This is a genomic window from Micromonospora sp. NPDC047074, from assembly GCF_040643815.1.
Taxonomy (GTDB): domain Bacteria; phylum Actinomycetota; class Actinomycetes; order Mycobacteriales; family Micromonosporaceae; genus Micromonospora.
Genome location: NZ_JBEYVB010000005.1, coordinates 44,204 through 70,677, shown reverse-complemented (window position 1 = coordinate 70,677; position 26,474 = coordinate 44,204). Strand labels below are relative to the sequence as shown.

The following is a 26,474-nucleotide window of genomic DNA, read 5'->3' as shown; positions in this document are numbered from 1 at the left end:
CTTCCGTGCGCCCCTGCCCCCCTCCACCGCGTCGATCTTGCACTTCCGGCCCGAGCTCTGCGGCTTTTGTGGAGTACGCCGGGGCGGAAAGTGCAAGATCGCGGGTGCGGGTGTCCTGTGCGGCGTGTGGCGGGGGAGGGCTGTGCGGTTGCTGGGTCGGGCGGGGTGGGGTGCACTGAACTACATGGGTGTCATCAAGGTGGGTACGGCGTCGTGGGCGGATCGGATGCTGCTGCGGTCGGGGTGGTATCCGCGGGCGGCGAACACCCCGGCCGGCCGGCTCGACTTCTACGCCGGGCGGTTCCCGCTGGTCGAGGTGGACACGTCCTACTACGCGGTGCCCGTGCCCGAGACGACGCAGGGCTGGGTCGACGCCACACCGGCGGGCTTCACCTTCGACGTCAAGGCGTTCAGCCTGTTCACCGGCCACCCGACACCGGTGGCGGCGCTGCCCCACGACCTGCGTCCGGCGGGCGGCCCGAGCCGGATCCGCCGCCGGGACCTGCCAACGGCCGCGTACGACGAGCTGTGGGACCGGTTCCGAACGGCGCTGGACCCGATCGCGGCGGCCGGCCGGCTCGGCGCGGTACTGCTCCAGTTTCCGCCCTGGCTGACCCGGGGGGCCGCCGCCGAACGGCGCGTCGCCGAGCTGGCCGAGCGGTGCCGGCCGTGGCCGGTCGCCGTCGAGCTGCGCCACGGGTCCTGGTTCGACGGCGCGGCCGCGCTCGAGACGCTCACGTTCCTGCGCGAGCACGAGTTGTCGTTCGTCTGCGTCGACATGCCGCAGGGGCACCCCTCGTCGGTGCCGCCCATCCTGTTCGCCACGGCGGAGCTGGCGGTCGTCCGCTTCCACGGGCACAGCACCGCCTGGGAGACGGGGGACAAGCAGGAGAAGTTCCGCTACGCGTACGGCGACGAGGAACTGCGCCGCTGGGCGGAACTGCTGGTGGAACTGGCCGGGCAGGCCGGCGAGCTGCACGTGCTGTTCAACAACTGCTGCGGCGACCAGGCCCAACGCGACGCGGCCCGGCTGGCGGGTCTGCTGGGCGTGGAGCCCGCGGGACGGGCGCAGCCGGCCCGGACCGGGGCCGGGTCGGCGGGCTGAGATGATTTCCGGATGTCGACAGCGTCCCGAGCCCTCCTGCGCTGGCAGTTCGACCTCACGTGGTCGTTGTTCGAATACCACCTCGACCGCCTCGAACCGGCGGACTTCCTCTGGGAGCCGGCCGCGCACTGCTGGACGATGCGGCGCGGCCCCGGCGGCTGGACGCCGGACTGGGCCGACACGGAACCCGACCCGATCCCGGTGCCGACCCTCGGCTGGGTGACGTGGCACGTCGGCTGGTGGTGGACGGTGGCCATGGACCAGCTCGGCGGCCGGCCGGCCCGGCAGCGGGCCGACGTGCAGTGGCCCGGCCCGGGCGAACCGGCCGTCGCGTGGCTACGGGGCCTGCGCACCGAGTGGCTGGAGCTGCTCGACCGTCTCACCGACGCCGACCTCGACGGCATCGCGCCGTTCCCGTGGCAGGACGACCCCGCCCACACCGTGACGCACACGGTGGGGTGGGTCAACGCCGAGCTGATGAAGAACGTGGCCGAGATCGGGCAGTTGCGGCTGCTGCGCGCCGCGGGCCGGCCCTGACCGGCTCAGGAACGCCGGTCGGGTCGGGCCTGACCGGCCCAGGAGCGGCGGTCGGGTCGGGCCTGACCGGCTCAGGAGCGCCGGCCCCGGGTCTGTAGCGCGTCCCGCGTCCGTTCCTCGACGTCGGCGGCGTCGGGGAAGGACCGCCGGGCCGGTGCCGGGTCCGGGGGCGCCCCCGGACCCGCCGGCCGCGTCGGGGTCGGCTCGACCGGGCCGAAGCCGTGCCGCCCGGCAGGTCCGGAGGTTCCCGCCGGCTCGTCGGCGCGTCGCTCCCCACGCCGCCCCTCCGGCACGGCGGCCTCCTCGCTGCCCTCGTCCATCGGATCGTCCTCGCCGGTGCCCCATGGCGGCTCCGCGTCCAGTCCGTCCCGGATCCCCCACGGGACAGCCGACTCGGGTTCGCGTCCGTCCCCGCCGCGTCCGTCTCCTGCCGTCATGGCCACCTCGCTGGTCGGTCCGCCGGTACCGGCTCCGAATGCCCGTCCCGGGGCGGGTCATGCCTCGCCGGCGGGCCCCGGCGTCGGCCCGGTCGCGCCGGTCAGCGGCCCGACATCGCCATCCGCTTCCTTCTGGCGGACGTGCCCATCGCCATGAGCGGGCCCATCCCCTTCGGCAGCCCGCCCGCGCGGCCGAGCATCCCCCGGAACACCTCGCCGGGCTTCTGCTGCTCGCCCATGTACGCGGTCACCACGATGAGCGCCCCGGTCAGCGCCGGTACGGCCCACTGGAGCATCCGCATCTGCCGTTGACACGACGCCACGTTCGACGGCGTGTGCGAGTTGGGTTCGGTGACTCCCTCGACGGGTGGGCCCCCGGCCTTCTCCAACCGCATGCCGAGCAGCCGGCTGTAGCCGGTCACGGCCAGCGCCCCGACCGTCAGCGCGGTCTTCAGCGTGCTGACCCGGGCCACTCCCGACTGGGCGGCCACCCGGGGGCTCTCGGTCACGAGTTCCCCGACGGCTCCCGCCAGGTGGGCGCCGATCGCCGCCGCGTTCACCGGCGTCCAGCGCGCCCAGCCGGCCGAGGCCATCGGCAACCGCTGGGTCGAGTCGTTCATCTGGGCCGCCGCGCCGTTGACGCCGAACGCTCCCATCAGGGAGCCCCCGAACCAGGCCGCCAGACCCAGATCGTGCATCGAGCGCAGTGCGGTGTGTCGTTCGGACATCTGATCCCCTTCCACCGTGTCGGGCGGTGCGGCATACCCGCCGCCCGGTCGGCTAATCGCGCCCGTCACCTGCCGATACGGCACGGTGGCGCGGATATCGGGGAACACCGGCGACCGGTGGTGTCGTGGCCCGGACGGGGACGGGGACGCCGGGTGGGGTCAGCGCGCCGGCAGGTCGGTGGCGAACCGGGCCACCCGGGCCGCCAGCGGCGCGCCGGCGCGTACCCAGGTGAAGTGGTCCATCCGCGCGCCCGCCTCGGCCGCGGTGTAGCGCTCGCGCGCGACGGGCGCCGCGGCCAGCTTCGCGCAGAGGTGGTCGACGGTCCCGTGCGGGGTGTACTGGTCGTCGTCGACGCTGACCGCGAGCACGGGAGTGCGCAGCGCCCGCACGGCCGCCTCGGCGTCCACCCCGTCCAGGTGCGGGAAGCGCCCGGTCCGCGCGGTGTACGCCCAGTCCCGGATCACGCCGCGCGCCTGCCGGCCGCCGAAGCCCCAGCCGGGCCAGACACCGAGCAGCCGGGCCGTCGCGGCGATCCCCTGGGTGTACGGCAGGACGCCGTACCCGCGCAGGCCCGGGTAGCTGCGCCACCATGGCACGCCGACGGCGACCAGGGCCAGCCCGTCGACGTCGTGCCCGTCGTGTGTGGCGAGGTGCAGCAGCGCGGCCTGCCCGCCGAGCGAGTGCCCGAGGAGCACGGTGCGCCGCCCGTCCCGCCGGGACTTGAGCGCCGCCAGCACGGCGCCCACGTCCGCGGCGAGTTCGGGGTAGCCGTAGCGGCAGGCGCGGCTCGGCGTCGGGGTGCTCTCGCCGGTGCCGCGCAGGTCGGCCACCGCCACGGCCAGGCCGGCGTCGCGCAGTGCGGCGGCGAACGGCCGGTAGTAGCGCGCCCGGACGCCCATCGCGGGCGTGATCAGCACCAGCGGCGCGTCGGTGACACCCTCGGGCTCGGGGTGGATCTGCAGCCCGAGGCGGGCCCCGTCGACCTCGACGAACTCCTGCTGGTAATCCCCCGTCGCGTTCACCGCCCCAGGCTACGGCCCGAGGCTACCGGCGGGTAACCGCAGGGTGGTGCTCGTCACGTGCCGCTGCCGGCGACCGGCGGCCCGCCTCCGGGACCCGGTCGTCAAGAGTGGTCGTCGCGCAGCATGCCCGGCCCGAAGACCTCGTAGGCGATCCGCTCCGCCGGCACGCCCCGGTTCAGCAGGCCGCCCCGCACCGCGTACATGAACGGCAGCGGCCCGCAGAGGTGCACGTGGGCGTCGGGGGAGAGCGGGATCAGCGCCGGGTCGACCCGGCCGGCGGCCACCTCGGCGGTCACCCCGGCCAGCTCGCCGTCGGTGAGATCCTCGTACCAGAGCGCGGTGCGCAGGTTGGGCAGCGCGGCGTGCAGGCGCGGCAGCTCGCCGCGGAACGGGTGCGCCGCGCCGGCCCGGTCGGCGTGCACCAGCACGACCTGGCGCTGCGGCTCGGTGGCGGCCAGGTGTTCCAGCGCGGCCATCGCCGGGGTGAGGCCGATGCCCGCGCTGACCAGCAGCAGCGGGCCCTCGCCGGCCACCGCGCTGACCTCGCCGAAGGGCGGGCTGAGCCGGAGCACGTCGCCCACGTCCACCTGCTCGTGCAGGAACGTGGAGACCATGCCGTCGGGCGCGCCGCCGGTGCCGCGGACCCGCTTGACGGTGATCCGCCAGTGGTCGGCCCCGGGCCGGCCGGAGAGGCTGTACTGGCGGATCTGCTGGCCGCGCCCGCCGCCCAGGTCGACCGCGACGGAGGTGTACCGGCCGGGGACGAAGGTGGGGACCGGGCCGCCGTCGGCCGGGACCAGGGTGAACGACACGACGTCGACGGCCTCGGCGATCCGGCCGGTGACCCGCCAGTCGCGCCAGACCGACTCGCCCTCGGCGAGCCCGGCCACGGTGTAGAGGCGGGCCTCCCGGGCGATCAGTTCGCAGGCCAGCAGCCAGTAGACCTCGTCCCAGGCCGCCGCGATCTCCGGGGTGACGGCGTCGCCGAGGACCTCGCCGACGGCGGCGAGCAGGTGCCGGCCGACGATCGTGTACTGGGTGGCGGTGATCCCCAGCGAGGCGTGCTTGTGTGCGATCCGGTCCAGGATCGGGCCCCACGGCGCGCCGCTGCCGCCGGTGAGGTGCTCCGCGTACGCGACCACGGCGGACGCGAGGGCGGCCTTCTGGGTGCCGGTCGCCTGGTTGCTCCGGTTGAAGATGTCGAGCAGCTCGGGGTGCGCGTCGAACATCCGCTGGTAGAACCGGCCGGTGATCGCCTCGCCGTGTGCCTGTACGACGGGCAGGGTCGCGGTCACCGTTGCTGCTGAGGACTCCGAGAGCACGACTGTCTCCTTCTGGGCGAACTGCTCTTGCCCTGACAGGAAAACAGGCATTCCAAATACCTCTTCAGGGCCGAAGGTCCCGGGTCGGTAGTAGTCCGGGTCACACCCGCGGCCGTGCGGTAAGGAAGGGCCCCTTCCTAACCCAATGGGTTAGGAAGGGGCCCTTCCTTACCGCCATCAGGCCGTGGTGGGCGGTCGACCGCCCTGGCTAGGGTCGGTACGTGAAGCTCAACCGGTCCACCGACATGGCACTGCGCATCGCCATGCTCTCCGCCGCGCAGCCGCGGCGGATGACCGTGGACGAGCTGTCCGACCAGCTCGACCTACCCCGCAACCACGTCGCGAAGGTCGTGCAGCGGTTGCAGCGGCTCGGAGTGCTGGTCACCATCCGGGGCCGATCCGGCGGGGTGGCCTTCGCCGAGGGCGGCGGCGACGTCACGGTCGGGCGCGTGGTCCGGGCGTTCGAGGGCGACGACGAGGTGGTGTCGTGTGACGAGCCGGCCTGCTCCCTGCGCGCGGCCTGCCGGCTGCGGGGCGAGCTGCGCCGGGCCCGGGACGCCTTCCTCGCCGTGCTGGACGGCGTGACCCTCGGTGGCCTCGTGGACGGGCCGGCCGGTCCGGCACTGCTCGCGCTCGGCCTGCCCCGCTCCCGCCCGGCGTCCCGCGGCCCGCTGCCGGCGGTCCCGGCGGGCCGGCCGGGACCACGTCGACCGGAGGAGTGACGATGGCCGGCAAGGTCTCCCACCCGGTGTTCGCCCGGGTGTTCGCGCGGGCGGTCGTGACGATGGACCGGGCCGGCGCGGCGGCCCACCGCCGACGGCTCGTCGCCGGTCTCGCGGGCCGGGTGGTCGAGGTCGGCGCCGGCAACGGACGCAACTTCGCGCACTACCCGCGCACTGTCGACCGCGTGCTCGCGGTCGAGCCGGAACCCCGGCTCCGGGCGGCGGCCCGAGCGGCGGCGGCTGGGGCGCCCGTACCAGTGGAGGTGACCGACGGCCTCGCCGAGAAGCTGCCGGCGCCCGCCGGCGACGCCGACGCGGTGGTGCTGTCCCTGGTGCTCTGCTCGGTGGCCGACCCGGCCGCCGCGCTGCGCGAGGCCCGCCGGGTGCTGCGGCCCGGTGGGCAGTTGCGCTTCTTCGAGCACGTACGCGCGCAGACTCCTGGCCTGCGCCGGGTCCAGCGGCTGGCCGACGCGACGGTGTGGCCGCTGTTCTGCGGCGGCTGCCACACCGGTCGCGACACGGTGGCCGCGATTCGGGCCGCCGGGTTCGCCGTCGCCGAGCTGGACCACTTCCGTTTTCCCGACACCCCGCTCCCCGGCCCCGCCGCGCCGCACGTGCTCGGCACGGCCACCCGTGACTGACGGGTCCACCGGCGACTGACGGGTTCACCGGCGACTGACGGGTTCACCGGCGACTGACCGGTCCACCCGCGACTGGCCGGTCCCCGCGACCGACCGGCCCACCCGCGACCGACCCGGCCCACCCGCGACCGACCCGGCTTTCCCGCGACCGACCCGGCTTTCCCGCGACCGACCCGGCTTTCCCGCGACCGACCCGGCTTTCCCGCGACCGATCCGGCTTTCCCGCGACCGACCCGGCTTTCCCGCGACCGATCCGGCTTTCCCGCGACCGACCCGGCTTTCCCGCGACCGACCCGGCTTCTCCGCGACCGACCCCGGTCTGCCCGCGACCGACCCGGCCAACCTGGACCCGGACGCGGCGGAACCCCGCGCCGGGCGGCCTGCCGGCGCGGGGTTCCGGGACTGCGGTCGAAGGTCGGGTCGGGGTCAGGAGACCGTGATCGAGCCGTCCCCGGCGCGGACACAGCTCACGGCACGCGCGCCGGTGGCGGCCGCGCCCGTCAGGCACTGCCCGAGCACCTGGTGACCGGCGGCGTTCGGGTGCCACGACTCCTGGCAGGTCTGGAAGTAGGTCACACAGGTGTTCGCGATCCGCTGGATGGCGATCTTGTCCTTGCCGGAGAGGCTGGTGACGAAGGCGCCGTTCGGCGGGTTGTCCTGGAGCCGGATCGGGGTGGCCAGCGCGCCGGTCGGGCTGGTCGCCGCCTCGCAGAGCCGGGCGCCGTCGAAGGCCCGCTGCACGTTGAGGTAGACGAGGTCCGCGCCGGGGAACTCGGCGGCCACGGTGTCCCGGGTGGACTTCACGAGGGTGCCCAGCCCCTGCGAGAAGCGGTGCCCGGGCAGCAGGCTGGCGCGGTGGATCGGGCAGCCGGCCGCGTACCGCTCGGCGCCGAGCGCGCGGAACTTGTCCCGCGTGTCGTCCCGGCTGTCCTCCTCGTGGAAGCCCGGGGCGAGATCGAACGGCAGCGGGTTGGTGTAGTCCTGGAAGACGATCCGGTGCTGGCCGTCGGCGTCGATCTCACGCAGCGTGGCGAGGAGCTGCCGGACGGCCGAGGTGGTCTCGGCGGTCGCGGCGCTCCACTGGGCGGCGGTGGCCAGGTCGGCGTCGGTGCAGGGATCCTGCGGGACCGGGCCGCCGAGGTAGGCCCAGAACTCCCACCAGCCGGTCCAGGCGTCGGCGATGAAGCGGTTGGCGCACTTCACCGCGACGTCGCCGAAGGTGAACGAGCTGTTGTTCGAGCCGAGCCCGAGCAGCACGAGGTCGATGTCGTGGGTCCGGCCGACCGCGCGGAGCTGGTCGAGCTGGGCGGCCACCTGGCGTCCCTTGGCCCGCGCGCCCGAGGCGGTGGCGATGTCGTGCGGCTGACCGCCGGAGCAGGCGAGGTTGAACCGGTCCTGGATGCCCGGCAGGTTCGCCTTGTGCACCGAGGCGTTCGCCGAGCGGTGGCAGAAGTACGCGTTGTCGTTCGGGGCGGTCCACCCCGGGAAGCCCTGGGCGACACCGTTGGCGTCGGTCACCGGGGTGTACGCCCCGGCACCCTCGCCGCTGATGAAGCTGTCGCCGAGCGCCACCGCGGCGGTGGGCAGTGCCGCGGTCGCCGGGGCGGGCAGCCCCACCGCCGTCGACAGGGCGGCGGTGACCACCGTGAGCGCCGCCGCCAGAGCGGTACGACGGAACCTGGACATGACGTCCTCCATCTGTCCATCGAAACGTGAAAGATCCTCCGAGGGCGCGATCAGATCACTCCCGTGCGACGGGCGTCAATGCCCCGTAACAAAATCGTTCTATGAAGGACACACCCGCCGGGCGCCCGGCAATCCGCACGTCGGCGCGGGGACGGCGGGGACCGGCGGCTGCGCGGCACACCTCGTCGACCCGCGCGCCCGGCCCGATCCCGGCGTCGGCCACCCGGCTGCTGCGGCCGGGGACCCGCCGGTTCGGGAAGGCCGGTGGCGGCCCCGGTGTTGACCAGGTGAGCCCCGTGCCGGCAGGCTGCCCGGCGAACCGGTCATCGCGTCACTGACGGGCCGGATCCGGGCAGGGCGCACGGGGCCGGCGCCGCGACGTGGGGCGGGTCCCGCTGCGGGGCGCCGTCGTCCTGTCGCAACTGCCGGTTAGGCTCGCTGCGGCGCGCCGGCCGACCGATGACGTCGCACGCGGCACCACACCGCCGAGACCTGGGAGTACGACCAGTTGACCGCAGAGCCTGAGACCCTGTACGGGGCCGACGACCTCACGCACCTGGAGGGGCTGGACGCCGTCCGCAAGCGGCCCGGCATGTACATCGGCTCCACCGACAGCCGTGGCGTGGGTCACCTCGTCAACGAGATCCTCGACAACTCGACCGACGAGGGTGTCGCCGGGCACGCCACGAAGGTCGAGGTGACGCTGCACGCCGACGGCTCGGTCCAGGTCGACGACGACGGGCGGGGCATCCCGACCGACGTGCACGCCAAGTCCGGCATCTCCGGCGTCGAGCTGGTGCTCACCCGGCTGCACGCGGGCGGCAAGTTCGGCGGCTCCGGCTACAAGACCTCCGGCGGCCTGCACGGCGTGGGCGCCTCGGCGGTCAACGCGCTGTCCCGCCGGTTCGACGTCACCGTCCGGCGCGGCGGCAAGGTCCACGCGATGTCGTTCCGGCACGGGGTGCCGGGCATCTTCGACGGCGACGGTCCCGACGCGGCGTTCACCCCCGGCCCCGGGCTCCAGGTCGTCGGCGCGACGAAGCGCGGCCAGCGCACCGGCACCTCGATCCGCTGGTGGCACGACGCGCGCTACTTCGAGACCGGCGCCAGCCTGGACGCCGACGCCGTGCGGATGAAGCTGCGCAACACGGCGTTCCTGGTGCCGGGCGTGAGCTACACCCTGCGCGACCGCACCGGCGAAGAGCCGACCGAGGAGAGCTTCCACTATCCCAACGGCCTGACCGACATGGTGGAGTTCCTCGCCCCGTCCGGCGACCGACCGGTCTCCGGCATGCTGATGGTCACCGGCGAGGGCACCTACCGGGAGAACGCCGCCGACGCCAACGGGGTCATGCAGTCCAACGTGCAGCGTCGGGCCGAGGTCGAGGTGGCCTTCCGCTGGGGCACGGGCTACGAGCGCACGGTCGAGTGCTTCACCAACACCATCCGCAACGCGCACGGCGGCACCCACCGCAAGGGCTTCGAGCGCGGCCTGGCGCGTACCCTCGCCGACGCCGTCCGCAACACCCGCGGGCTGCTCAAGGCCAAGGAGGACCCGCCCACGCTCGACGACGTCCTGGAGGGCATGACCGCGGTCGTGCACGTCCGGATCCCCGAGCCGCAGTTCACCTCGCAGACCAAGGACGAGCTCTCCACCGCCGGCATCACCAAGGTGATCCAGGGGCTGGTCGAGCAGCACCTGAAGGCGTGGCTGGAGGACCGCCGCACCAAGGCCGAGGCGCGCACGGTCCTGCAGAAGATCGTCGATGCGGCGCGGGTCCGGCTGACCCAGAAGCAGCAGAAGGACGCCGCCCGGCGCAAGACCGCCCTGGAGGGCGCGTCGATGCCGCCCAAGCTGGTCGACTGCCGCGCGGCCGGCATCGAGCGCAGCGAGCTGTTCATCGTGGAGGGCGACAGCGCCCTGGGCACGGGCCGGCTCGCCCGCTCCGCCGAGTACCAGGCACTGCTCCCGATCCGGGGCAAGATCCTGAACGTGCAGAAGGCCAACCTCCAGCAGGTGCTCGACAACGCCGAGTGCGCCGCGATCGTGCAGGTGCTCGGCGCCGGCTCCGGCCGCACGTTCGACCTGTCGGCGATGCGGTACGGCCGGGTCCTGATCATGGCGGACGCCGATGTGGACGGCGCGCACATCCGTACCCTGTTGATCACGCTCTTCGCCCGTTACATGCGTCCGTTGATCGAGGCCGGCCGGCTCTACGCGGCGATGCCGCCCCTGCACAAGATCACCACCAGGGGGCGCAATCCGCAGACGATCTACACCTACACGCAGGCCGAGATGGAGGCGACGGTCCGCAAGCTGGAGAAGGCCGGCAAGCAGATCGTCACCCCGATCCCGCGGTTCAAGGGTCTCGGCGAGATGGACGCCGACGAGCTGTGGGAGACCACGATGAACCCGGCCACCCGGGCGGTCCGCCGGATCACCATCGACGACGTCGACGCCGCCGAGCGGATCCTCGAACTGCTGATGGGGGAGAAGGTCGAGCCGCGCCGCAACTGGCTGATCGACTCCGCCGACCGGGTCGACCGCGAGGCGATCGACGCATGACCCTGCCCGCCACCACCCGCCGGGAAGTGAGCTGAACGATGGCACGCCGCAAGGACGACCGCGCCAAGGTGGACCTCTCCGCCTTCGACCAGGCCGGCGCGCGGGTCTTCGACAACCCGCTGGTCACGGAGGTCTCCGACTCCTACCTGGAGTACGCCTTCTCGGTGATCCACTCCCGGGCCCTGCCCGACGCCCGCGACGGCCTCAAGCCGGTGCACCGGCGCATCCTCTGGTCAATGCACGAGCAGGGGCACCGCCCCGACCGGGGGCACGTGAAGTCCGCCCGCATCGTCGGCGACTGCTTCGTCGCCGGGACCCTGGTCTCGACGCCCGAGGGCCTGCGGCCGATCGAGGATGTCGGAGTCGGCGACCTCGTGTGGGACGGCGACGGGGCTGCCATCCCGGTGGTCGCTACTTACCGGAACCCGGACTCGGCCCTGGTCCGGGTCACGTGGAACAACGGCCACACCATGGTCGTGACGCCCGGGCAGCGGTTCCGTGTGGTGGATGAAGACCTGGTTGTCCGGTGGGTGGAAGCCCGAGACCTGACTGGACATCTCACCGTCGCGTACGGGACGCGCCAGAAGGCGGCACCCGCATCTGGCGGCGACCTGTACGACTACGTCCGTGGGCTCGTGGTGGCCGAAGGCTTCGCCGTCGATCGGTCTCGCGACGCGGACGGCCGCGTACGGCTGCACATGTGCGACGTCGAACCGCTCGACGTCGCCCACGGGTGGGCCATCGCGAACGGGTTGAACGCCTCCCGGGGCAAGCGCGAAGCGAGCAATCCGCGCCATCGCGACCAGCACATCCTCACATTCGCGAGGCACGAGGGGCTGCTGGAGAGCGGCATGCCACTCAGTCACGCGAAGCGCGTGCCCGACGACGTGCTCGGAAACCGTTCCGCATGGGCGCCTTTCCTCGCCGGTTTCTTCGATGGTGACGGCTACATCCGCAAGCGTTTCCGCGAACTCGTCTTCGTCAGCACCAGCGAGGTGTTGGTGCGCCAGATCTACTCCATGCTCGCCGACCTGGGGGTGCACGGTCACCACTGGAGAAGCGCACGCGACGGCCACCGCCCGCTCATCGGCCTCTCCGTCACCGGACGGGACGCTGCTGCCGTCGCCGAGATGCTCCTGCCCTGGGTACGAATCGGTTACAAGAGCGACGGCCTTCGGCGGGTGGTCGAGCTGGGCTACCGATACGGCGGCAAACAGGGCAACGACCGCCTGCCGAGCCGGCCGGTGATGCAGGAGTTCACCAACGCCCATCAGGGCGGCGGGTGGTTCCGCGACGAGAACGGAACCGCCTTCCGGGCGTCCCTGTCAGGCCCCGGAAGCAGGGTGCGGTACGGCAAGGACCGTAACGGCCGACCCTTGTCGGAACGGTCGTTTCCGCTGTGGCGTGCGGAGCGGGACGGTTGGATCCGCAAGCTTCGGCGTCTCGGCTCGCCCCTCGCCGGCCGACTCGAGGCGTTGGCTGGGCGGTCTTTCCTGCGGGTCGTCTCCGTCGAGGCCGTGGCTTCCGCGACCACCTACGACATTCAGGTCGGCTCCGCCGAGCACGCCTTCGTGGCTGAGGGCTACGTCGTCCACAACTGCATGGGCAAGTACCACCCGCACGGTGACACCGCCATCTACGACGCGATGGTCCGGCTGGCACAGAGCTTCTCGTTGAACGTTCCCCTCATCGACGGGCACGGCAACTTCGGCAGCCCGGACGACGGGCCGGCGGCGGCGCGCTACACCGAGGCCCGGATGTCCCGGGAGGCGATGCTGCTCGTCGGCGAGCTGGGCGAGGACACGGTCGACGTCGAGCCCAACTACGACGGCTCGCTGACCCAGCCCACCGTGCTGCCCGCGGCCTTCCCCAACCTGCTGGTCAACGGCGCGTCCGGCATCGCGGTCGGGATGGCGACCAACATGATCCCGCACAACCTCGGCGAGGTCGTCTCCGCCGCCCGCTGGCTGATCAACCACCCGGACGCCACGCTGGACCGGCTCATGGAGTTCGTGCCCGGGCCCGACCTGCCCACCGGCGGCCTGCTGCTCGGGCTCGACGAGGTGCGCCGGGCCTACGAGACCGGGCGCGGCGTGGTCCGGATGCGGGGCCGGGTGGAGACCGGCCCGCTGGAGGGCAGCCGGGGCCGGCAGGCGATCACCGTCGTGGAGCTGCCCTACGGCGTCGGCGCGGAGAAGGTCATCGCCGCCATCACCAACGAGGTAAACAAGACCAAGCGGCTCACCGGCATCGCCGACGTCAAGGACCTCACCGACCGGGAGAACGGCACCCGCCTGGTCATCGAGTGCAAGGTCGGGGTCAACCCGCAGGCGCTGCTCGCCGACCTCTACCGGCTCACCCCGCTGGAGCAGTCCTTCGGCGTCAACAACCTGGTGCTTGTCGACGGGCAGCCGCAGACCCTCGGGCTGAAGGCGCTGCTGGAGGTCTTCCTGGCCCACCGCTACGAGGTGGTGACCCGGCGCAGCTCCTACCGCCGCCGCAAGCGGGAGGAGCGGCTGCACCTGGTCGACGGCCTGCTGATCGCCCTGCTCGACATCGACAAGGTGGTCAAGTTGATCCGGGCCAGCGAGGACGCCCAGGCCGCCAAGGACGGCCTGATGCAGAAGTTCCGGCTCTCCGAGATCCAGGCCACCTACATCCTCGACACCCCGCTGCGCCGGCTGACCAAGTACGACCGGATCGAGCTGGAGGCCGAGCAGGAGAAGCTCCGCAAGGAAATCGCCGAGCTGTCCACGATCCTCGACGACCCGAAGGTGCTGAAGAAGGTCGTCTCCGACGAGCTGGCGGCGGTGGTGAAGCAGTTCGGCGCTTCCCGCCGCACCACGCTTGTCGACGGCGACCTCAAGGAGGTGCTGGCCGCGTCCGCGCCGGCCGGTCCGCTGGAGGTCGCCGACGACCCGTGCCAGGTGATCCTCTCCGCGACCGGGCTGGTCGCCCGGACGGCCGCCGAGTCGGAGGAGGCCTCCGAGGGGCGCCGGCGGCACGGCCGGGTCAAGCACGACGCCGTACGCTCCGTCGTGCACTCCACCGCCCGGGGGCGGGTGCTCCTGGTGACCAGCGCCGGCCGGGCGTTCAAGGTCGACGTGCTGCCGCTGCCGGTCCTGCCCGAGCAGGCCGGGACGGTGTCGCTGCGTGGCGGGATGGCCGCCGCCGAGCTGGTGCCGCTGGAGCCGGGGGAGACGGTGGTCGGCCTGGCGCCGCTCGGGCCGACGGCCGAGGGCTCGCCGGGGCTGGCGTTGGGCACCCGGCAGGGCGTGGTCAAGGTCTGCGCGCCCGAGTGGCCCGTCCGTTCCGACGAGTTCGAGGTGATCGGGCTGCGCGACGGTGACGAGGTGGTCGGGGCGACCTGGCTCACCGACGGCGCGGAGACGCTCACCTTCGTCACCTCGGAGGCGTCGCTGCTGCGGTTCGCCGTGGGGCTGGTCCGTCCGCAGGGGATCAAGGGCGGCGGCATGGCGGGCATCAACCTGCCGGCCGACACCAGGGTGGTCTTCTTCGGCGCTGTCCGCACCGACGACCCGGGTCACGGCGAGCCGATGGTGGTCACCTCCACCGGCGCGACGGTGAAGGTCACGCCGTTCCAGGCGTACCCGGCGAAGGGGCGGGCGACCGGCGGCGTGCGCGCCCATCGCTTCCTTAAGGGTGAGACCGACGTGGCGGTCGCCTGGGTCGGGCCGCGCCCGGTCGGCGCCACCGCCACCGGTGAGCCGGTGGAGCTGCCGGCGGCGGACCCGCGCCGCGACGGCTCCGGCTTCGCAGTGATGCTGGGCCCCACCGTCATCGGCCACCAGATCGAACGCGACTGACAACGGCAGGGAGGGCCGGCTGCGCTGCAGCCGGCCCTCCCTGCCGTTCTCCCCACCCCCCCCGACCCCGTTGATCATGACGTTGCCCTGCGTGAAACGGATATTTCGCGCCGCTAACGTCATGATCAACGGGGTCCGGGAGCAGGGGGAGAGGGGGAGGGTGGTCGGCGGTCAGGGGGTCGGGGTGGGGGTGGTGGTGCCGCGGAGGTGGGCCACCAGGCGCATGCCGTGGTAGACGACCAGGGCGGCGGCGGTGCCCAGGGCGATGCCGTTGAACGAGAGGTCGCCGGCGGTGAGGGTGTAGTTGGCCGCGCCGACGATCACCGCGACGGCGGCCGTCATCAGGTTCACCGGGTCGTGGAAGTTCACCCGGCTCTCGATCCAGATCCGGGCGCCGAGGATGGCGATCAGGCCGTAGAGAGCGGTGGTGGCGCCGCCGAGCACGCCGGCCGGCACGGTCAGGATCAGCGCGCCGAACTTCGGGCTGAGGCCGAGCAGCACCGCCGTCAGCCCGGCCACCCAGTACGCGGCGGTGGAGTAGACCCTGGTCGCCGCCATCACGCCGATGTTCTCCGCGTACGTGGTGGTGCCGGAGCCGCCGCCGGAGCCGGCGAGGACGGTGGCCAGCCCGTCGCCCATGAACGCCCGGCCCATGTCCCGGTCCAGGTTGCGGCCGGTCATCGCCGCCACCGCCTTGACGTGCCCGGCGTTCTCGGCGATCAGCACCAGGACGACCGGGATCACCAGCACGACCGCGCGCAGGCTGAAGCTGGGCGCGTGGAACTCCGGCAGGCCCACCCAGGCGGCGTCCCGTAGCCCGTCGACCGCCTTCGGGTCCAGGTCGCCGAGCGCGGCGGCGAGGCCCCAACCGACCACCACCCCCAGCAGGATGGACAGCCGGGCCAGGAAGCCCCGGAAGAGCACCGTGGCGAGCAGGATCGCGGCCAGGGTCACCACCGCGATCAGCGGTTGCGCCTTCACCCCCGTGCCGCTCCCGTCACCGTCCCAGGCGACCGGGGCGAGGTTCAGGCCGATCAGCGCGACGATCGCCCCGGTGACCACCGGCGGCATCAGCGCGTCGATCCAGCGCGACCCGGCGAGCTGGACGACCAGGCCGACGGCGGCCAGCGCCACGCCGGCGACGACGATGCCGCCGAGCGCCGGGCCGATGTCCCCGCCGGCCTTGGCCGCCAGCACCGGCGCGATGAAGGCGAAGGACGAGCCGAGGTACGAGGGCAGCCGGTTGCCGGTGATCAACAGGAACAGCAGGGTGCCGAGCCCGGAGAAGAAGAGCGTGGTGGCCGGCGGGAAGCCGGTGATCAGCGGGACCGTGAAGGTGGCGCCGAACATCGCCACGACGTGCTGCACGCCGATGCCGAGCGTGCGCGGCCAGGAGAGCCGTTCGTCGGGGTGGACCACGTCGCCGGGGCGGACGGACCGGCCGTCGCCGTGGACCGACCAGGCGGACCAACGGGAGCGAGGCTCGGTGGGGGACTGGGTCATGGCACGCCCTTCGCGTCGTCAGGAGGTGACGGGGGCACCACTGAGACCCAGGAGCCATTTCTAGCAGACCCACCCGCCCCTCTCCCCGCCCCCTCTCCCGCTCTCTCCCGCCCTCGCCCCGATCCCTCCCCGCTCTCTCCCCGATCCCTCCCCGTCGATCTTGCATTTTGTGCCCGCAGTGTGTGGCAAATGCCCTATCTGTCTGGGCAGGAAGTGCAAGATCGACGGGGAAAGAGAGCGGGGGAGGAGAGGGCTGGGGAGGGGGCGGGTGGGTCAGCGGTTCAGGATCCGGCGTACCGGGCCGCCGACTGCCCGCTTGACCCGGGTCCGCAGGGTCGGCTCGCGGAGCGTCTCCACGGTCGTCTGCAACTCGGCGTTGCGGTCACGCAGCCACTGGATGCGCTCCAGCAGCACCTGCGGATCGGTCGCGCCGGCCGGGCGCACGGCGGGTGGGAAGGTGGTGGCCCGCACCTGCGCGTCGAACCGGGCCGCGCTGTCGCCGTCGGCGAAGGCGTTGCCCAGGTCGTGCTTGGCGAGGAAGGCCAGCATCGTCTCGTAGCGCGCCTTGTGGCCGTCGTTGAGCGCCGTGTAGTCCGCTTCGTCGTAGAGTTGGGCGGCGTCGATGTCCGCCGGCACCTCCGGCATGACGCGGTGCGGGATGTCGAAGTACCGGGCGAGTTCCAGGGTGCGCGAGTCGTGCGCGAAGAGGTAGCCGGGCGTGCCGGCGACCAGCGCGGTGATGGTGCCGTGGATCCGGGTGCCGAACGCGAACTCGAACCCGGAGAGGTAGTTCATCCAGGTCCACGGGTCGACGAACATCCGCACCTTGTCCTCGGTGAACAGCGGGTGCGAGGTGTGGATCGGGATCGCGCTGGACTTTCCCCGGTCCTCGGGGGCGTCGCCGTAGAGCAGGGTGCCGAGCGTCTTGAGGTCCTGCGGCAGGTAGCGCAGGTTCGGGTAGCGCTTGTGGTGCCACTCGACGATCTCCGCCATCGACTTGACGTACGGCGAGATGGTGAGCGCGAGCCGGTCCTCCGGCGCCAGCGCGGCCTTCTTCTTCTCCACCCGGAAGCTGTCGCCGTGCAGGAACATCGACGGACAGCCGATCACGTCGACCGCGGAGAAGCCAAGGGTGCGCAGGTAACTCTCGGTGATCTCGCCCCGTACGCCGATGCTGTGCGAGCGGTCCAGCACCGCCCGGACGAACCGGGTCACCACGTCGTCGATCGGGCGCAGGTACTCCCGGTCGCCGTGGATGTTGGTCTGCACGCCGACCCCGAGCACCACCACGGGGATCTTCAGCCGCTCGATCAGCTTGGTCATCGTCTCGACGCGGTGGGCGTAGCTGCGGCGGAAGGCGTTGGCCAGCGGTACGACGTAGACGTCGTACCGCTCGTTGATCATGTCGGCGTCGCGCGGGTTCACCTTGAACCCGGTCGAGGTGATCTCGGCGGTCGCGGTGCGCAGCAGCTTGTGCGCGGCGTGACTGAAGACGAGGTTGCCGTTGTTCTCGCCGATCCAGTTGCGCGCGTGGGTCTCCTCGGGCGAGTAGCTGTCGAAGGGGCCCTTCTTGGCCCGCATCAGGATCCGCCGATGCATCTGTGCCCACCTCTCGTCACCCTGGGGTCACGGAATAGTAGGCCACGAGCGGACGTGGGCATAGCGACCTGTCATGCCCGCCACGGGACGGGACGGTTCGATCACTCCCGGATGGGGCGGAACGGTAGCTACCGGACGGGACGGAAGGATCGCCGGGGACGGCGGGTATGGTGCCCGGCGGGCGGTGCCGACCCGGAGCCGCCACGGAGCGTCCTCGTGGGCGTCCGACAACGGAGCCGAGGAGGAGACGTACGTGCTGGGTGATCCCGCGGATCGTCGGGAGGCCGGCGCGACGGGTGCCGCGACCACCCGGTCGGCCGGCCGCCTGCCGTCGCTGACCGGGCTGCGTTGGGTCGCCGCGCTGCTCGTCTTCGGTTTCCACGCCGGGACGATGGGCATCATCGCCGAGCCCGGGCACAAGGCGGTGGTGGACTTCGTCTTCACCCTCGGCCTCTCCGGCGTGCAGTTCTTCTTCATCCTCAGTGGCTTCGTGCTGGTCTGGTCGGCGAGGCCGACCGACACCCGCCGGGCGTTCTGGCGTCGCCGGGTCGCCAAGATCTGGCCCAGCCACGTGCTGCTGTGGGCGCTGGCCCTGGCGGCGGCGGCCTGGTTCGCCGACCCCGTGGACCGGCTCGTCGCGCTGGAGAACCTGTTCCTGCTCCAGGCCTGGGACCCTCGCCCGGGCCACTTCTACAGCATCAACACGGTCAGCTGGTCGCTGTCCTGCGAGTTCTTCTTCTACCTGTGCCTGCCGTTGGCGCTGCCCCTGATCCGCCGGGCCCGGCCATGGGCACTGTGGACGGTCGTGGTGGCGGTGCCGTTGCTGATCCTGGCGCTCTGGCCGGCGCAGGCCCTGGTGCCCGAGGAGAGCCGCTGGTGGTTCACCCAGATCTTCCCGCCCGTACGGTCGCTGGAGTTCTGGATGGGCGTGGCCGCCGCCGAGCTGATGCGGCGCGGCCGGTGGCGGGGGCCGAGCCTGCCGGTGGCCAGCCTGCTCTTCGTGGCCACCTGGGTGATCGCCGCCCAGTGGGTCCGTGCCGAGCTGTGGGCGGCGCTGCTCTCGGTGGCGTACATCCTGATCATCGCGGCGGCGGCGGACGCGGACGTGCGCGGGCGGCGCTCGCCGTGGCGGTCCCGACCGATGGTCTGGCTCGGCGAGGTCTCCTTCGCCTTCTACCTGGTGCACGTCCTCGTCATGATCAGCGTGCTCCGGCTCACCGGCGACTGGGGAGTCGGCTTCCCCGGCTGGTGGGGGCCGGCGGTGGTGCTCGGCTTCCTGCTGGTCAACCTGGTCCTCGCCGGGCTGGTGCACCGGTACGTCGAGACCCCGATGATGCGTCTGCTCACCCCGCGCCGGCCGGCCCGGGCGACGCCGCCGGGCGCGGACGCCGTCGGCGAGCAGCCCGGCGATCGGGGGCCGGGCGCACCTGCGGAAGCGCGGGGCGGCGCCGTCCCGCGGCCCCGGTCCGCCGACCCGCGGACCGACCACCAGCAGGCGTACGTCGACTCGCGCTGACAGGCCGGCTCGGTCCATCCTGGCCGGTGCGGCGCGTCGACACGCCCGGTGACGCTGCGGGCCGCGGTCGGTGACGGTAGCGTTGGTCGCGTGCCAGCCGCCGCCTCCACCTGTCCGCTGTGGTGGATGGCGCGCTGGGCGGTGCGGCTGCTGACCGGCCTGGCGGTCGCGGTCGCGTTCACCGTCGGCGCCGGGGTGCTCCCCGCCGCCGCGTCGCAGCTCGGGGTGCCCGGCGCCCTGGCGGTCGACTCCACGCCACCGGCCTTCCCCCGCGCCGATGGCGTCGCCCGCGCGGATGGCGTCGCCTGCGCCGATGGCGTCGCTAGCGCCAACGGCGTCGCTAGCGCCGGCAGTGTCGTCCACGCCGACGGTGCCGTCTACGCCGGCGGTGTCGATCGGGCCGACGGCCGAGAGGTCCGGGTCGATCGTGCCGACGACGAGGCCGCCCAGGCCGGCACCCGACCCGGCGCGCCCGCCGCCCCGGCCCCGACCTGCCCGGCCGCGGCCGGCCCCGACCGGGTGCTGGTCGGAGCCGCCCCAGGTGCCTCCGGTTCCCGGGCCCCGCCGCGCCGCTGAGCCGTGCCACCCGTGGGGGTGCCCCCGCGACCGCGTCCGCCGAAGCTCATCACCGCACCCGCCCGACGGCGGCCCGTGGCGTCGCCACGCCCGCCCGGGCGCCGCGTGCGCCCCGTTGCCGCACTCGCTGCCGTGAGGTGCCGACCATGGAGATCGTCCTCTACCAGTTCCTGATCGAGGTGCCGCGGGCCGTCGCCATCTGGTCCGGCCTGCTCCTGCTGGCCCTGGCCGTGCTCGCCGTGCTGGTCGCCCGCCCGGAGGGCACCCGTCCGGTCGGCGAGTCGGCCGTCGTGCCGGTCGACGACCCCGCCACCGAGGCGGCCGACCTGCGTCGCTACGCCGGGGAGGTGGCCGTCGCGGCGGCCCGGGCCGCCCGGACCGCCCGGCGACGGCGGGCCGACTGGCTCGCCGCGCAGGAGGAGGCCGATCGGGCCTGGCGGGCGTACGACGAGGCGGAGACGGTCGCCCGCCGGTTCACCGGGGCCGCCGGCCTGCCCGTCCCGCGCACCCCGAGCACGCCCGCCGAGTACGCCGCCCGGGAGCGCTGGCTGCACCACGCCGCGCTGGCGGCCCACTGGCGTGGCGACCTCACCGGCCGCCAGACCGGCGACGTGTTCGGCCGCCGGGCCGGCTGGGATCCCCGTCGGCACCCGGTCGAGCAGGAGATCGTGCTGGCCCGCGCGGTGCGCGACGCGAAGCGGGCCGGCCACCGGGCCGCCGCCGAGCGGGAAAGGGCGGCGTGGCGCGACGCCGACCTGGCGGCCGAAGCGGCGCGCGCACTGGCCCGGGAGGCATACACGGCAGCCTCCCGTCTCCACCCGGCGACGCCCGCCCCCCGAATCGGCGATCTTGCAGTTTCCGCCCCGGCGAACACGGCATTCGCCGCAATTCACGGGCCCAAAGTGCAAGATCGCGGGAGGCGGCGGGCCGGGCTGGTCCCGACGTTTTGGTGACGCCGGTCACGGCGGTGGAGAAACGGTCATTCCGGTGTGGTGGGGGTGATTCTCGTCGGGGGTTCGACGCCGATGTCCGCCAATCGTCCCGTTGTTGCCCCTTAGCGCCTCTGAAAACGGTCGTCCCATTGAGTCAAGTCAGTGCCGAGGTGACCACAAAAAATGTCTTCGGATCAAGGTTTAAGCAGGTGGAGGAGGGTTGGCAGGGCGCGTGACGGACAGTAGTGTCGGCCCGTCCGGTGCGGTACCCGATCGCAAGAGGCGACGCCGCGCCGACCCGCCTAATCGTGAATACGAACCGGGGACCCACTGCTCCATGGGGTGAATCCGCGAGCCTACGGCCCGCGGTAGGGCGTTCTTCCCGCCCGAATCCGTCAGCTAACCCGGTCGGCGGTGCCGGAAGGAGTTCCATCCTCGTGCAGCACCAATACACCCCTCGGTCGGCCCGCCGTCTCCACGGGGCCGTGGTGCCCGTACTCGTCCGGCCACAGGCCGCGAGCTGAGCCACCGGTCACCGTCCGCCGCCCGGCATTCCGGGCGCATCCCCTGAGTGCTCCACCGTCCGCACGGACGCCCGTCCACGCGGCCGGTCCGCCCTGCCCTCGGCACGGAGCCGCTCACCCCCCGAGCCCGTGGAGGAAACCGTGAAGCACCACCTGAAGCGACACCTGCGTCGCCTCACGTCCGAGCGCCCGTACCAGGTGGCCGCCGCGTCCGCCGCGGTGCTGGTGCTGGCGTCGGGCACCGGCGCGCTGCTGGCCGGCACCGACGACGACCCCGCCGCCGCGCAGGCCCCGGTGTCCGCGACCGAGCAGCGGGACGACACCGCCGCCTCGCGTGGCCAGGCCCGGATCGCGACCGTCCCGTCCACCGGCGCGCCGGCCACGTCCAGCGCCGCCCCGTCGGCCAAGGCCACCACCGCCGCCCCGGACCCGGACCTGACCCGCAAGCCGGAGCCGCCGAAGCCGCCGAAGTCCAAGATCCTGGACTACGACTACCAGGCCCAGACCACCTTCTACAACTGCGGTCCGGCCGCCGTCCGGCACGCCCTCAGCGCCGCCGGGATCGCGCGCAGCCAGGACGCCCTCGGTGCGCAGCTGGGCACCGACGAGATGGGCACCGACTCGGCCGAGGACACCACCCGGGTGCTGAACGCGACGGTGAAGGGTGACCCGTACCGGACCCGCATGATCCCGGGCGGCGCCGCGACGCCGGCCCAGATGGACCGGCTCCAGGACGATGTCGTCGCCGCCATCACCGGTGGGCGGGGCGTCGTGGTGAACGTCGCCGGCAGCGCCACGGACAACAGCGGTGGCTGGCACTCGTTCCCCGGCGGCCACTACATCGCGGTGGTCGGCTACCAGGACGAGGGCCGGCTCGTGAAGATCGCCGACTCGGCGAACCCGGCGACCGCGTCGTACTGGATGAGCACGATCGCCCTGGCGAACTGGGCCGCCACCCGCGGCTACTCCGCCTGACCGACGACCTCGACGGGCGTCGGCCCCCACCCGGGGGCCGGCGCCCGTTGTCGGCTGCGGGTCAGGGCCCTCGCCGAGGCATCCGGTGGATGGCACACTGCGCCCCATGGTCGACGAATCGGATGACCGGGACGGCCGCCGGGTCCTGCTGCTGCTGCACGGCATGGGCGCGACCGGCGACGTGTGGCTGCCCTGGGCGCCGCTGCTGGAGCGTCGGTGGGCGGGGCGGTGGCTGGCGCCGGACCTCGCCGGTCACGGCTGGTCGCCGCCGCTGCCGGAGTACTCGTTCGCCGCCCTGGCCGCCCGGGTCGCCACCGGCCTCGGGCCCGGGGACCGGCTCGTCGTGCTGGGGCACTCCCTGGGTGGCGTGGTCGGGCTGGCGCTGGCCGCCCGTGGCGCCGGACTGCCGGTCGACGCCGTCGTCGGGCTCGGCATCAAGGCCGTCTGGTCGCCGGCCGAGCTGGCGAAGGCCGGGGAACTGGCCGTCCGGCCGGTGGCCTGGTTCGCCAGCCGGGACGAGGCGGCCCGCCGTCACCTGCGGGTGGCCGGCCTGACCGGGCTCTTCGCCCCGGACCACCCGGTCGTCGGTGCCGGACTGCGGCAGGTCGACGGTCGCTGGCGGCTGGCGATGGACCCGGCCGCGTTCGCCGTGGGCGAGCCGGAGCTGCCCGCCCTGCTGGCGGCGACCGACGTGCCGGTGCTGCTGGCCCGGGGCGAACACGATCCCATGGTCACCGACGCTCAGCTCGCGGAGCTGGGCGTGCCGGTCGCGACGCTGCCCGGCCTGGGGCACAACGCCCACGTCGAGGCCCCCGAGGCGGTCCTGGACCTCGTCGACGCGTACCGCTGACCGAAGCCGCGCGGCGGGACCGGGCAGGTACGTCAGGTGGCGGGGGAGAGCGACGCGTCGTCCGGGTCGACGGGACGGCCGGCCCCGTCGGCGGCACGCGGGGTCGGCGGGTTCCAGCCCCGGTCGAGCTGGTGCCGGGCGGCTTCCAGGAACGCCTCGGCGTACGACTCGGCGGGGAAGTCGCCCAGGTAGCGGGTCCGGGTGACCCAGCGCGCCGAGGCCAGGGGATCGGTGTCGAGCAGCGCGGCCAGCACCTCGTCCACGTTGGACATGTCGCGCCGCAGCACGTAGCCCGAGCCGGCCAGCGGGAACCGCTCGGTGAACCGGTCACCCTCGCCGCCCATGTCCGTCACCGCGTACGGCTTGCCGGAGTAGAGGTAGTCGGAAATCACCCCCGACACGTCGGAGACCAGCGCGTCAGAGCGGTTCACGCACTCGGTCAGGGTCAGCTCACGACTCGCGGCGGCGCCGAAGACGTGCTGCCGGCCGCTGCGGGCCCGGTCCGCGGCGAGCAGCTCGGTGAGCCGGCCCAACTGTCGCGCCGAGGCCGGGTTCTGTGACGTGTACGGGTGGGCCCGCAGGATCACCGTCGCGCCCCGGGCCAGCAGCCCGCGCAGCAGCGTCTCGGCGACCGGCAGGGAACAGTAGTTGGCGTCCGCGTGGTGGCCGGTCCAGGTCGGTGTGTAGAGCACCGTCGGGGCGGGCCGGCTCGCCGGCTGCTGGCGGACCTCGATCGCCTCGACCTGCGGCCGGCCGACCACCACGAACTTCTCCGCCGGGATGTCGACGCCGGCGCGGGCGTACCGCTCGATGGCGGCCTGACCGGCGACGAAGATCCGGTCGAAGATGGCGGAGACCGGGTTGGCGCTGGGCGCCTTGTCGCTGTCGCCGTGGTGCAGCTGGACGTGGGTCAGCTGGGTGAACCGGATGCAGTGGCTGTTCTTCGCGCCGTGGTTGACGTAGAACGCCACCCGCAGGCTCGGCACCAGCGCCTCGTCCATCGCCTTCAGCGTCGGGCAGTAGACCACCGGCGCGCTGGTGGCCGCCGCCACGGTGGACAGGAACTCCGGCTCCCGCAGCATGACCAGGAACGGCCGGCCGATCCGCTCCAGGTACGGCAGCCACATGGTGACCTGGTATTCGGAGCCGGGCGGGGCGGAGAAGTAGAGCAGGAACTCGGGCTGGTGCCGGCGCAGCGCCCGGGACACCGCCGAGCCGCCGGCCCCCGGCCGGAACCGGCGCCGGGCCAGGTCCAGCCCGACCGCTCCGGCCCCGGCGGCGGCCAGCACGGCGGCGGCCAGCGCGACACCGGCCGGCAGGGTCGCGGCGGCGGCCAGCGCGAGCACGGCGAGCAGCCCCGACAGCGCGTCGCCGAGGCGGGCGGCGACCAGCGGCGTCCAGGCGCGCACCGGCAGGTTCGCGGCCCGCAGCTCCAGGCCGCCGGCGTCCCGCAGCGGACCCACCAGCAGCACCAGCCCCAGCAGGACCAGCGCGGTCGCGGCCAGCGCGGGGTCGAAGCCGGCGTCGAGGCGCCGGGCGTAGCCGACCAGCACCGCCGCCGCGACCAGCACCGTCTCCGCCGCGGTGTCGGCGCCGGGCCGGACCCGCCGTTCCCAGGCCGCCGCCGCGAGGGCGGCCACCGCCAGTCCCAGTCCCCAGCCGGTCGCGCCGGTCAGCGCGACGACGAGGAACGCCAGCACCGCCAGGCCGGTGGCCAGGGCGCGGGCGAGCAACTTCCGAACCAGATCACCACGCATGTCGGCTCCGTCTCCCGCCGTGCTCCGAGACCCGCGTCAGCCGGCGTTGGCCGGACTGGCGTCCCGCGTGGCCTGCCCCGGCACCGGCTGGGCCGGCACCTCGCCCGGCGCGCGGCGTACGTCGATGACCTGACCGGTCAGCTCCGAGACCAGCACGTCCAGCGAGGACTGGGCGACGGTCTCCGCGGCGAGCAGCGTGTGCTCCGGCTCCTCGCCGAACGCCTTGGTGCGCATCGGGGTCGCGGTCCGCTCGGGGTTGATGCAGTTCACCCGTACGCCGAACTCCGCCCACTCGTCGGAGAGCGCCTGGGTGAGGTTGACCAGGGCCGCCTTGGTGGACGAGTAGAGCGCGTAGTCGGCCCGGCCCCGGGTGTAGGAGCTGGAGGTGTAGAGCAGCAGTTGGCCCTTGGTCTGCTGGAGGTAGGGCAGCGACTGGCGGGCGGCGATGACCGGCCCGACGAAGTTGACCTGGAGCACCCGGTCCATCGTCTCCTGGTCCATCTCGGACAGGGGACCCTTCTCCAGGATGCCGGCGGTGACCACCACGTGGTCGATCCGCCCGGTGGCCTCGAAGGCGGTCCGCAGCGCGGCCTCCACGTCCTCGGCGCGTTCCACGTGCGTGCCGGTGCTGGAACGGCTGAACGGGAAGACCTGCGCGCCGTAGCGGCGGGCCAGTTCGGCCAGGTCGTGGCCGATGCCGTAGCTGCCGCCGAAGATCACCAAGGTCCGGCCGGTCAGCTCCTCGGTGTAGCTGCGTTCGTCGGTGACCCGGGGCGCCTGCGCGGCGGCGAGCTGGAAGAGCTTGTCCGCCAGGTGCACGTCGACCGGGTGGGTGACCTTGATGTTCTCGTCGGAGCCGTCGATGACCTTGATCGGGGTGCCGGGCAGGTAGCGCAGCACCACCCCGCAGTCGTCGGTCGCGGCGAAGTGCGGGTCGCCCTCGGCGAGCCGGTAGGCCTCCCGGATGGTCCCGGAGCGGAACGCCTGCGGGGTCTGGCCCCGGCGCAACGACGAGCGCACCGGGATGTCGGTGATGCAGTCGTTCTCGTCGACCTGGATGATCGTGTCGGCCGACGGGATGGCGACGTCGACCGCGGCGTAGGTCCAGAGCGCGTTCACGCACTCCCGGACGATCCGGCTACTGACCAGGGGTCGCACCGCGTCGTGGAAGAGGATGTTGCAGTCGGCCTCGCCGACGGCGTCGAGCGCGATCCGGGTGGTCGCGTTGCGGGTGTCGCCACCCTCGACGACCTTGGTGACCTTGCGGAAGCCGGCCTTGTCGACGATCTGCTGGGCGTCGGCGACGTGACCGACGGCCATCAGCACGATGATCTCGTCGATCTCCGGCGCCGCCTCGAAGACCGCCAGGGTGTGCTCGATGATCGGCTTGCCGGCGATCTTCAGGAGCTGCTTCGGGATGCCGAGACCCAGCCGGGTCCCGGTGCCGCCGGCCAGCACCACCGCCACTGTCCGCGAGGGCCGCCACGGTGCCGGATTCTCCGGTGCGGCGTCCGGGCCAGTGGTGTGGTCCTGCGTCATTGCCGAAGCCTCACTCTCAGGGTGCGTGAACAGAAGGTCCCGCCCTCGTGGCGACCGGATGAACCTTAACGCGCCGACCGCGCCGCCCCCACAGGGCGACGCGGTCGGT

20 protein-coding genes, 2 pseudogenes and 1 riboswitch are annotated in these 26,474 nt (G+C 73.2%); of the genes and pseudogenes, 13 read left to right on the top strand and 9 right to left on the bottom strand.

Features of this window, described 5'->3' with window-relative positions; translation table 11 throughout:
- Positions 1–184: 184 nt before the first annotated feature.
- A complete protein-coding gene (locus ABZ809_RS10280; protein WP_357562155.1) occupies positions 185–1,105 on the top strand; it encodes a DUF72 domain-containing protein in 921 nt (306 codons plus the stop codon).
- Between the two features lie 12 nt (positions 1,106–1,117).
- Positions 1,118–1,642, top strand: a complete 525-nt coding sequence (locus ABZ809_RS10275; RefSeq protein ID WP_357562154.1) for a DinB family protein — start codon at positions 1,118–1,120, stop codon at positions 1,640–1,642.
- Positions 1,643–1,713: 71 nt separating this feature from the next.
- On the opposite strand, the gene ABZ809_RS10270 is transcribed toward ABZ809_RS10275, so the two are convergent.
- From ABZ809_RS10270 to ABZ809_RS10255, 4 genes are all read right to left on the bottom strand, one after another.
- On the bottom strand, positions 1,714–1,962 hold the full coding sequence (locus tag ABZ809_RS10270; protein WP_357562153.1) for a hypothetical protein: 249 nt from the start codon (positions 1,960–1,962) through the stop codon (positions 1,714–1,716).
- Between the two features lie 218 nt (positions 1,963–2,180).
- Positions 2,181–2,807 (bottom strand): hypothetical protein, encoded by a 627-nt coding sequence (locus ABZ809_RS10265; RefSeq protein WP_357562152.1) that lies wholly within the window; start codon positions 2,805–2,807, stop codon positions 2,181–2,183.
- A gap of 159 nt (positions 2,808–2,966) precedes the next feature.
- Complete coding sequence (locus ABZ809_RS10260; RefSeq protein ID WP_357562151.1) at positions 2,967–3,830, bottom strand: alpha/beta fold hydrolase; 864 nt, start codon at positions 3,828–3,830, stop codon at positions 2,967–2,969.
- Positions 3,831–3,931: 101 nt separating this feature from the next.
- Positions 3,932–5,203: a globin domain-containing protein gene (locus ABZ809_RS10255; protein WP_357562150.1), complete on the bottom strand. Its 1,272-nt coding sequence runs from the start codon at positions 5,201–5,203 to the stop codon at positions 3,932–3,934.
- Positions 5,204–5,373: 170 nt separating this feature from the next.
- On the opposite strand from ABZ809_RS10255, the gene ABZ809_RS10250 reads away from it, so the two are divergent.
- Together ABZ809_RS10250 and ABZ809_RS10245 are read left to right on the top strand one after the other, a co-directional pair.
- A complete protein-coding gene (locus ABZ809_RS10250) occupies positions 5,374–5,874 on the top strand; it encodes an Rrf2 family transcriptional regulator (RefSeq protein ID WP_357562149.1) in 501 nt (166 codons plus the stop codon).
- Positions 5,875–5,876: 2 nt separating this feature from the next.
- Positions 5,877–6,515, top strand: coding sequence for a class I SAM-dependent methyltransferase (locus ABZ809_RS10245; RefSeq protein ID WP_357562148.1), 639 nt, complete (start codon positions 5,877–5,879; stop codon positions 6,513–6,515).
- A gap of 426 nt (positions 6,516–6,941) precedes the next feature.
- Here ABZ809_RS10245 and ABZ809_RS10240 read toward each other — a convergent pair whose 3' ends face one another.
- Complete coding sequence (locus tag ABZ809_RS10240) at positions 6,942–8,201, bottom strand: hypothetical protein (RefSeq protein WP_357562147.1); 1,260 nt, start codon at positions 8,199–8,201, stop codon at positions 6,942–6,944.
- 508 nt (positions 8,202–8,709) lie between these two features.
- Between ABZ809_RS10240 and ABZ809_RS10235 the strand changes: the two genes are divergently transcribed.
- From ABZ809_RS10235 to ABZ809_RS10220, 4 genes and pseudogenes are all read left to right on the top strand, one after another.
- Complete coding sequence (locus tag ABZ809_RS10235) at positions 8,710–10,767, top strand: DNA topoisomerase IV subunit B (protein WP_357562146.1); 2,058 nt, start codon at positions 8,710–8,712, stop codon at positions 10,765–10,767.
- 38 nt (positions 10,768–10,805) lie between these two features.
- Positions 10,806–11,066 (top strand): annotated as a pseudogene (locus tag ABZ809_RS10230) (DNA gyrase subunit A); the annotation flags it as partial.
- 171 nt (positions 11,067–11,237) lie between these two features.
- A pseudogene (locus tag ABZ809_RS10225) lies at positions 11,238–11,870 on the top strand (LAGLIDADG family homing endonuclease); the annotation flags it as partial.
- A 27-nt stretch (positions 11,871–11,897) separates the two neighbouring features.
- The gene (locus ABZ809_RS10220) at positions 11,898–14,594 is read left to right on the top strand and encodes a DNA topoisomerase (ATP-hydrolyzing) (RefSeq protein WP_357562360.1); all 2,697 of its coding nucleotides are present in this window, start codon (positions 11,898–11,900) and stop codon (positions 14,592–14,594) included.
- 171 nt (positions 14,595–14,765) lie between these two features.
- On the opposite strand, the gene ABZ809_RS10215 is transcribed toward ABZ809_RS10220, so the two are convergent.
- Both ABZ809_RS10215 and ABZ809_RS10210 read right to left on the bottom strand, forming a co-directional pair.
- Positions 14,766–16,097 (bottom strand): solute carrier family 23 protein, encoded by a 1,332-nt coding sequence (locus ABZ809_RS10215; RefSeq protein ID WP_357562145.1) that lies wholly within the window; start codon positions 16,095–16,097, stop codon positions 14,766–14,768.
- 273 nt (positions 16,098–16,370) lie between these two features.
- On the bottom strand, positions 16,371–17,696 hold the full coding sequence (locus ABZ809_RS10210) for a polysaccharide pyruvyl transferase family protein (RefSeq protein ID WP_357562144.1): 1,326 nt from the start codon (positions 17,694–17,696) through the stop codon (positions 16,371–16,373).
- 253 nt (positions 17,697–17,949) lie between these two features.
- On the opposite strand from ABZ809_RS10210, the gene ABZ809_RS10205 reads away from it, so the two are divergent.
- From ABZ809_RS10205 to ABZ809_RS10185, 5 genes are all read left to right on the top strand, one after another.
- Positions 17,950–19,212, top strand: coding sequence for an acyltransferase (locus ABZ809_RS10205; protein ID WP_357562143.1), 1,263 nt, complete (start codon positions 17,950–17,952; stop codon positions 19,210–19,212).
- 90 nt (positions 19,213–19,302) lie between these two features.
- Positions 19,303–19,788 (top strand): hypothetical protein, encoded by a 486-nt coding sequence (locus tag ABZ809_RS10200; protein WP_357562142.1) that lies wholly within the window; start codon positions 19,303–19,305, stop codon positions 19,786–19,788.
- A 146-nt stretch (positions 19,789–19,934) separates the two neighbouring features.
- Positions 19,935–20,741 carry a hypothetical protein gene (locus ABZ809_RS10195; protein ID WP_357562141.1) on the top strand — a complete coding sequence of 269 codons (807 nt, stop codon included), beginning with the start codon at positions 19,935–19,937 and terminating at the stop codon, positions 20,739–20,741.
- 268 nt (positions 20,742–21,009) lie between these two features.
- Positions 21,010–21,149, top strand: a riboswitch (cyclic di-AMP (ydaO/yuaA leader).
- Between the two features lie 224 nt (positions 21,150–21,373).
- Positions 21,374–22,219, top strand: coding sequence for a C39 family peptidase (locus ABZ809_RS10190; protein WP_357562140.1), 846 nt, complete (start codon positions 21,374–21,376; stop codon positions 22,217–22,219).
- A gap of 106 nt (positions 22,220–22,325) precedes the next feature.
- Positions 22,326–23,069, top strand: a complete 744-nt coding sequence (locus ABZ809_RS10185; protein WP_357562139.1) for an alpha/beta fold hydrolase — start codon at positions 22,326–22,328, stop codon at positions 23,067–23,069.
- 32 nt (positions 23,070–23,101) lie between these two features.
- Here ABZ809_RS10185 and ABZ809_RS10180 read toward each other — a convergent pair whose 3' ends face one another.
- Together ABZ809_RS10180 and ABZ809_RS10175 are read right to left on the bottom strand one after the other, a co-directional pair.
- Positions 23,102–24,826 (bottom strand): CDP-glycerol glycerophosphotransferase family protein, encoded by a 1,725-nt coding sequence (locus tag ABZ809_RS10180; RefSeq protein ID WP_357562138.1) that lies wholly within the window; start codon positions 24,824–24,826, stop codon positions 23,102–23,104.
- Between the two features lie 36 nt (positions 24,827–24,862).
- Complete coding sequence (locus ABZ809_RS10175) at positions 24,863–26,365, bottom strand: bifunctional cytidylyltransferase/SDR family oxidoreductase (RefSeq protein WP_357562137.1); 1,503 nt, start codon at positions 26,363–26,365, stop codon at positions 24,863–24,865.
- Between the last annotated feature and the right edge of the window lie 109 nt (positions 26,366–26,474).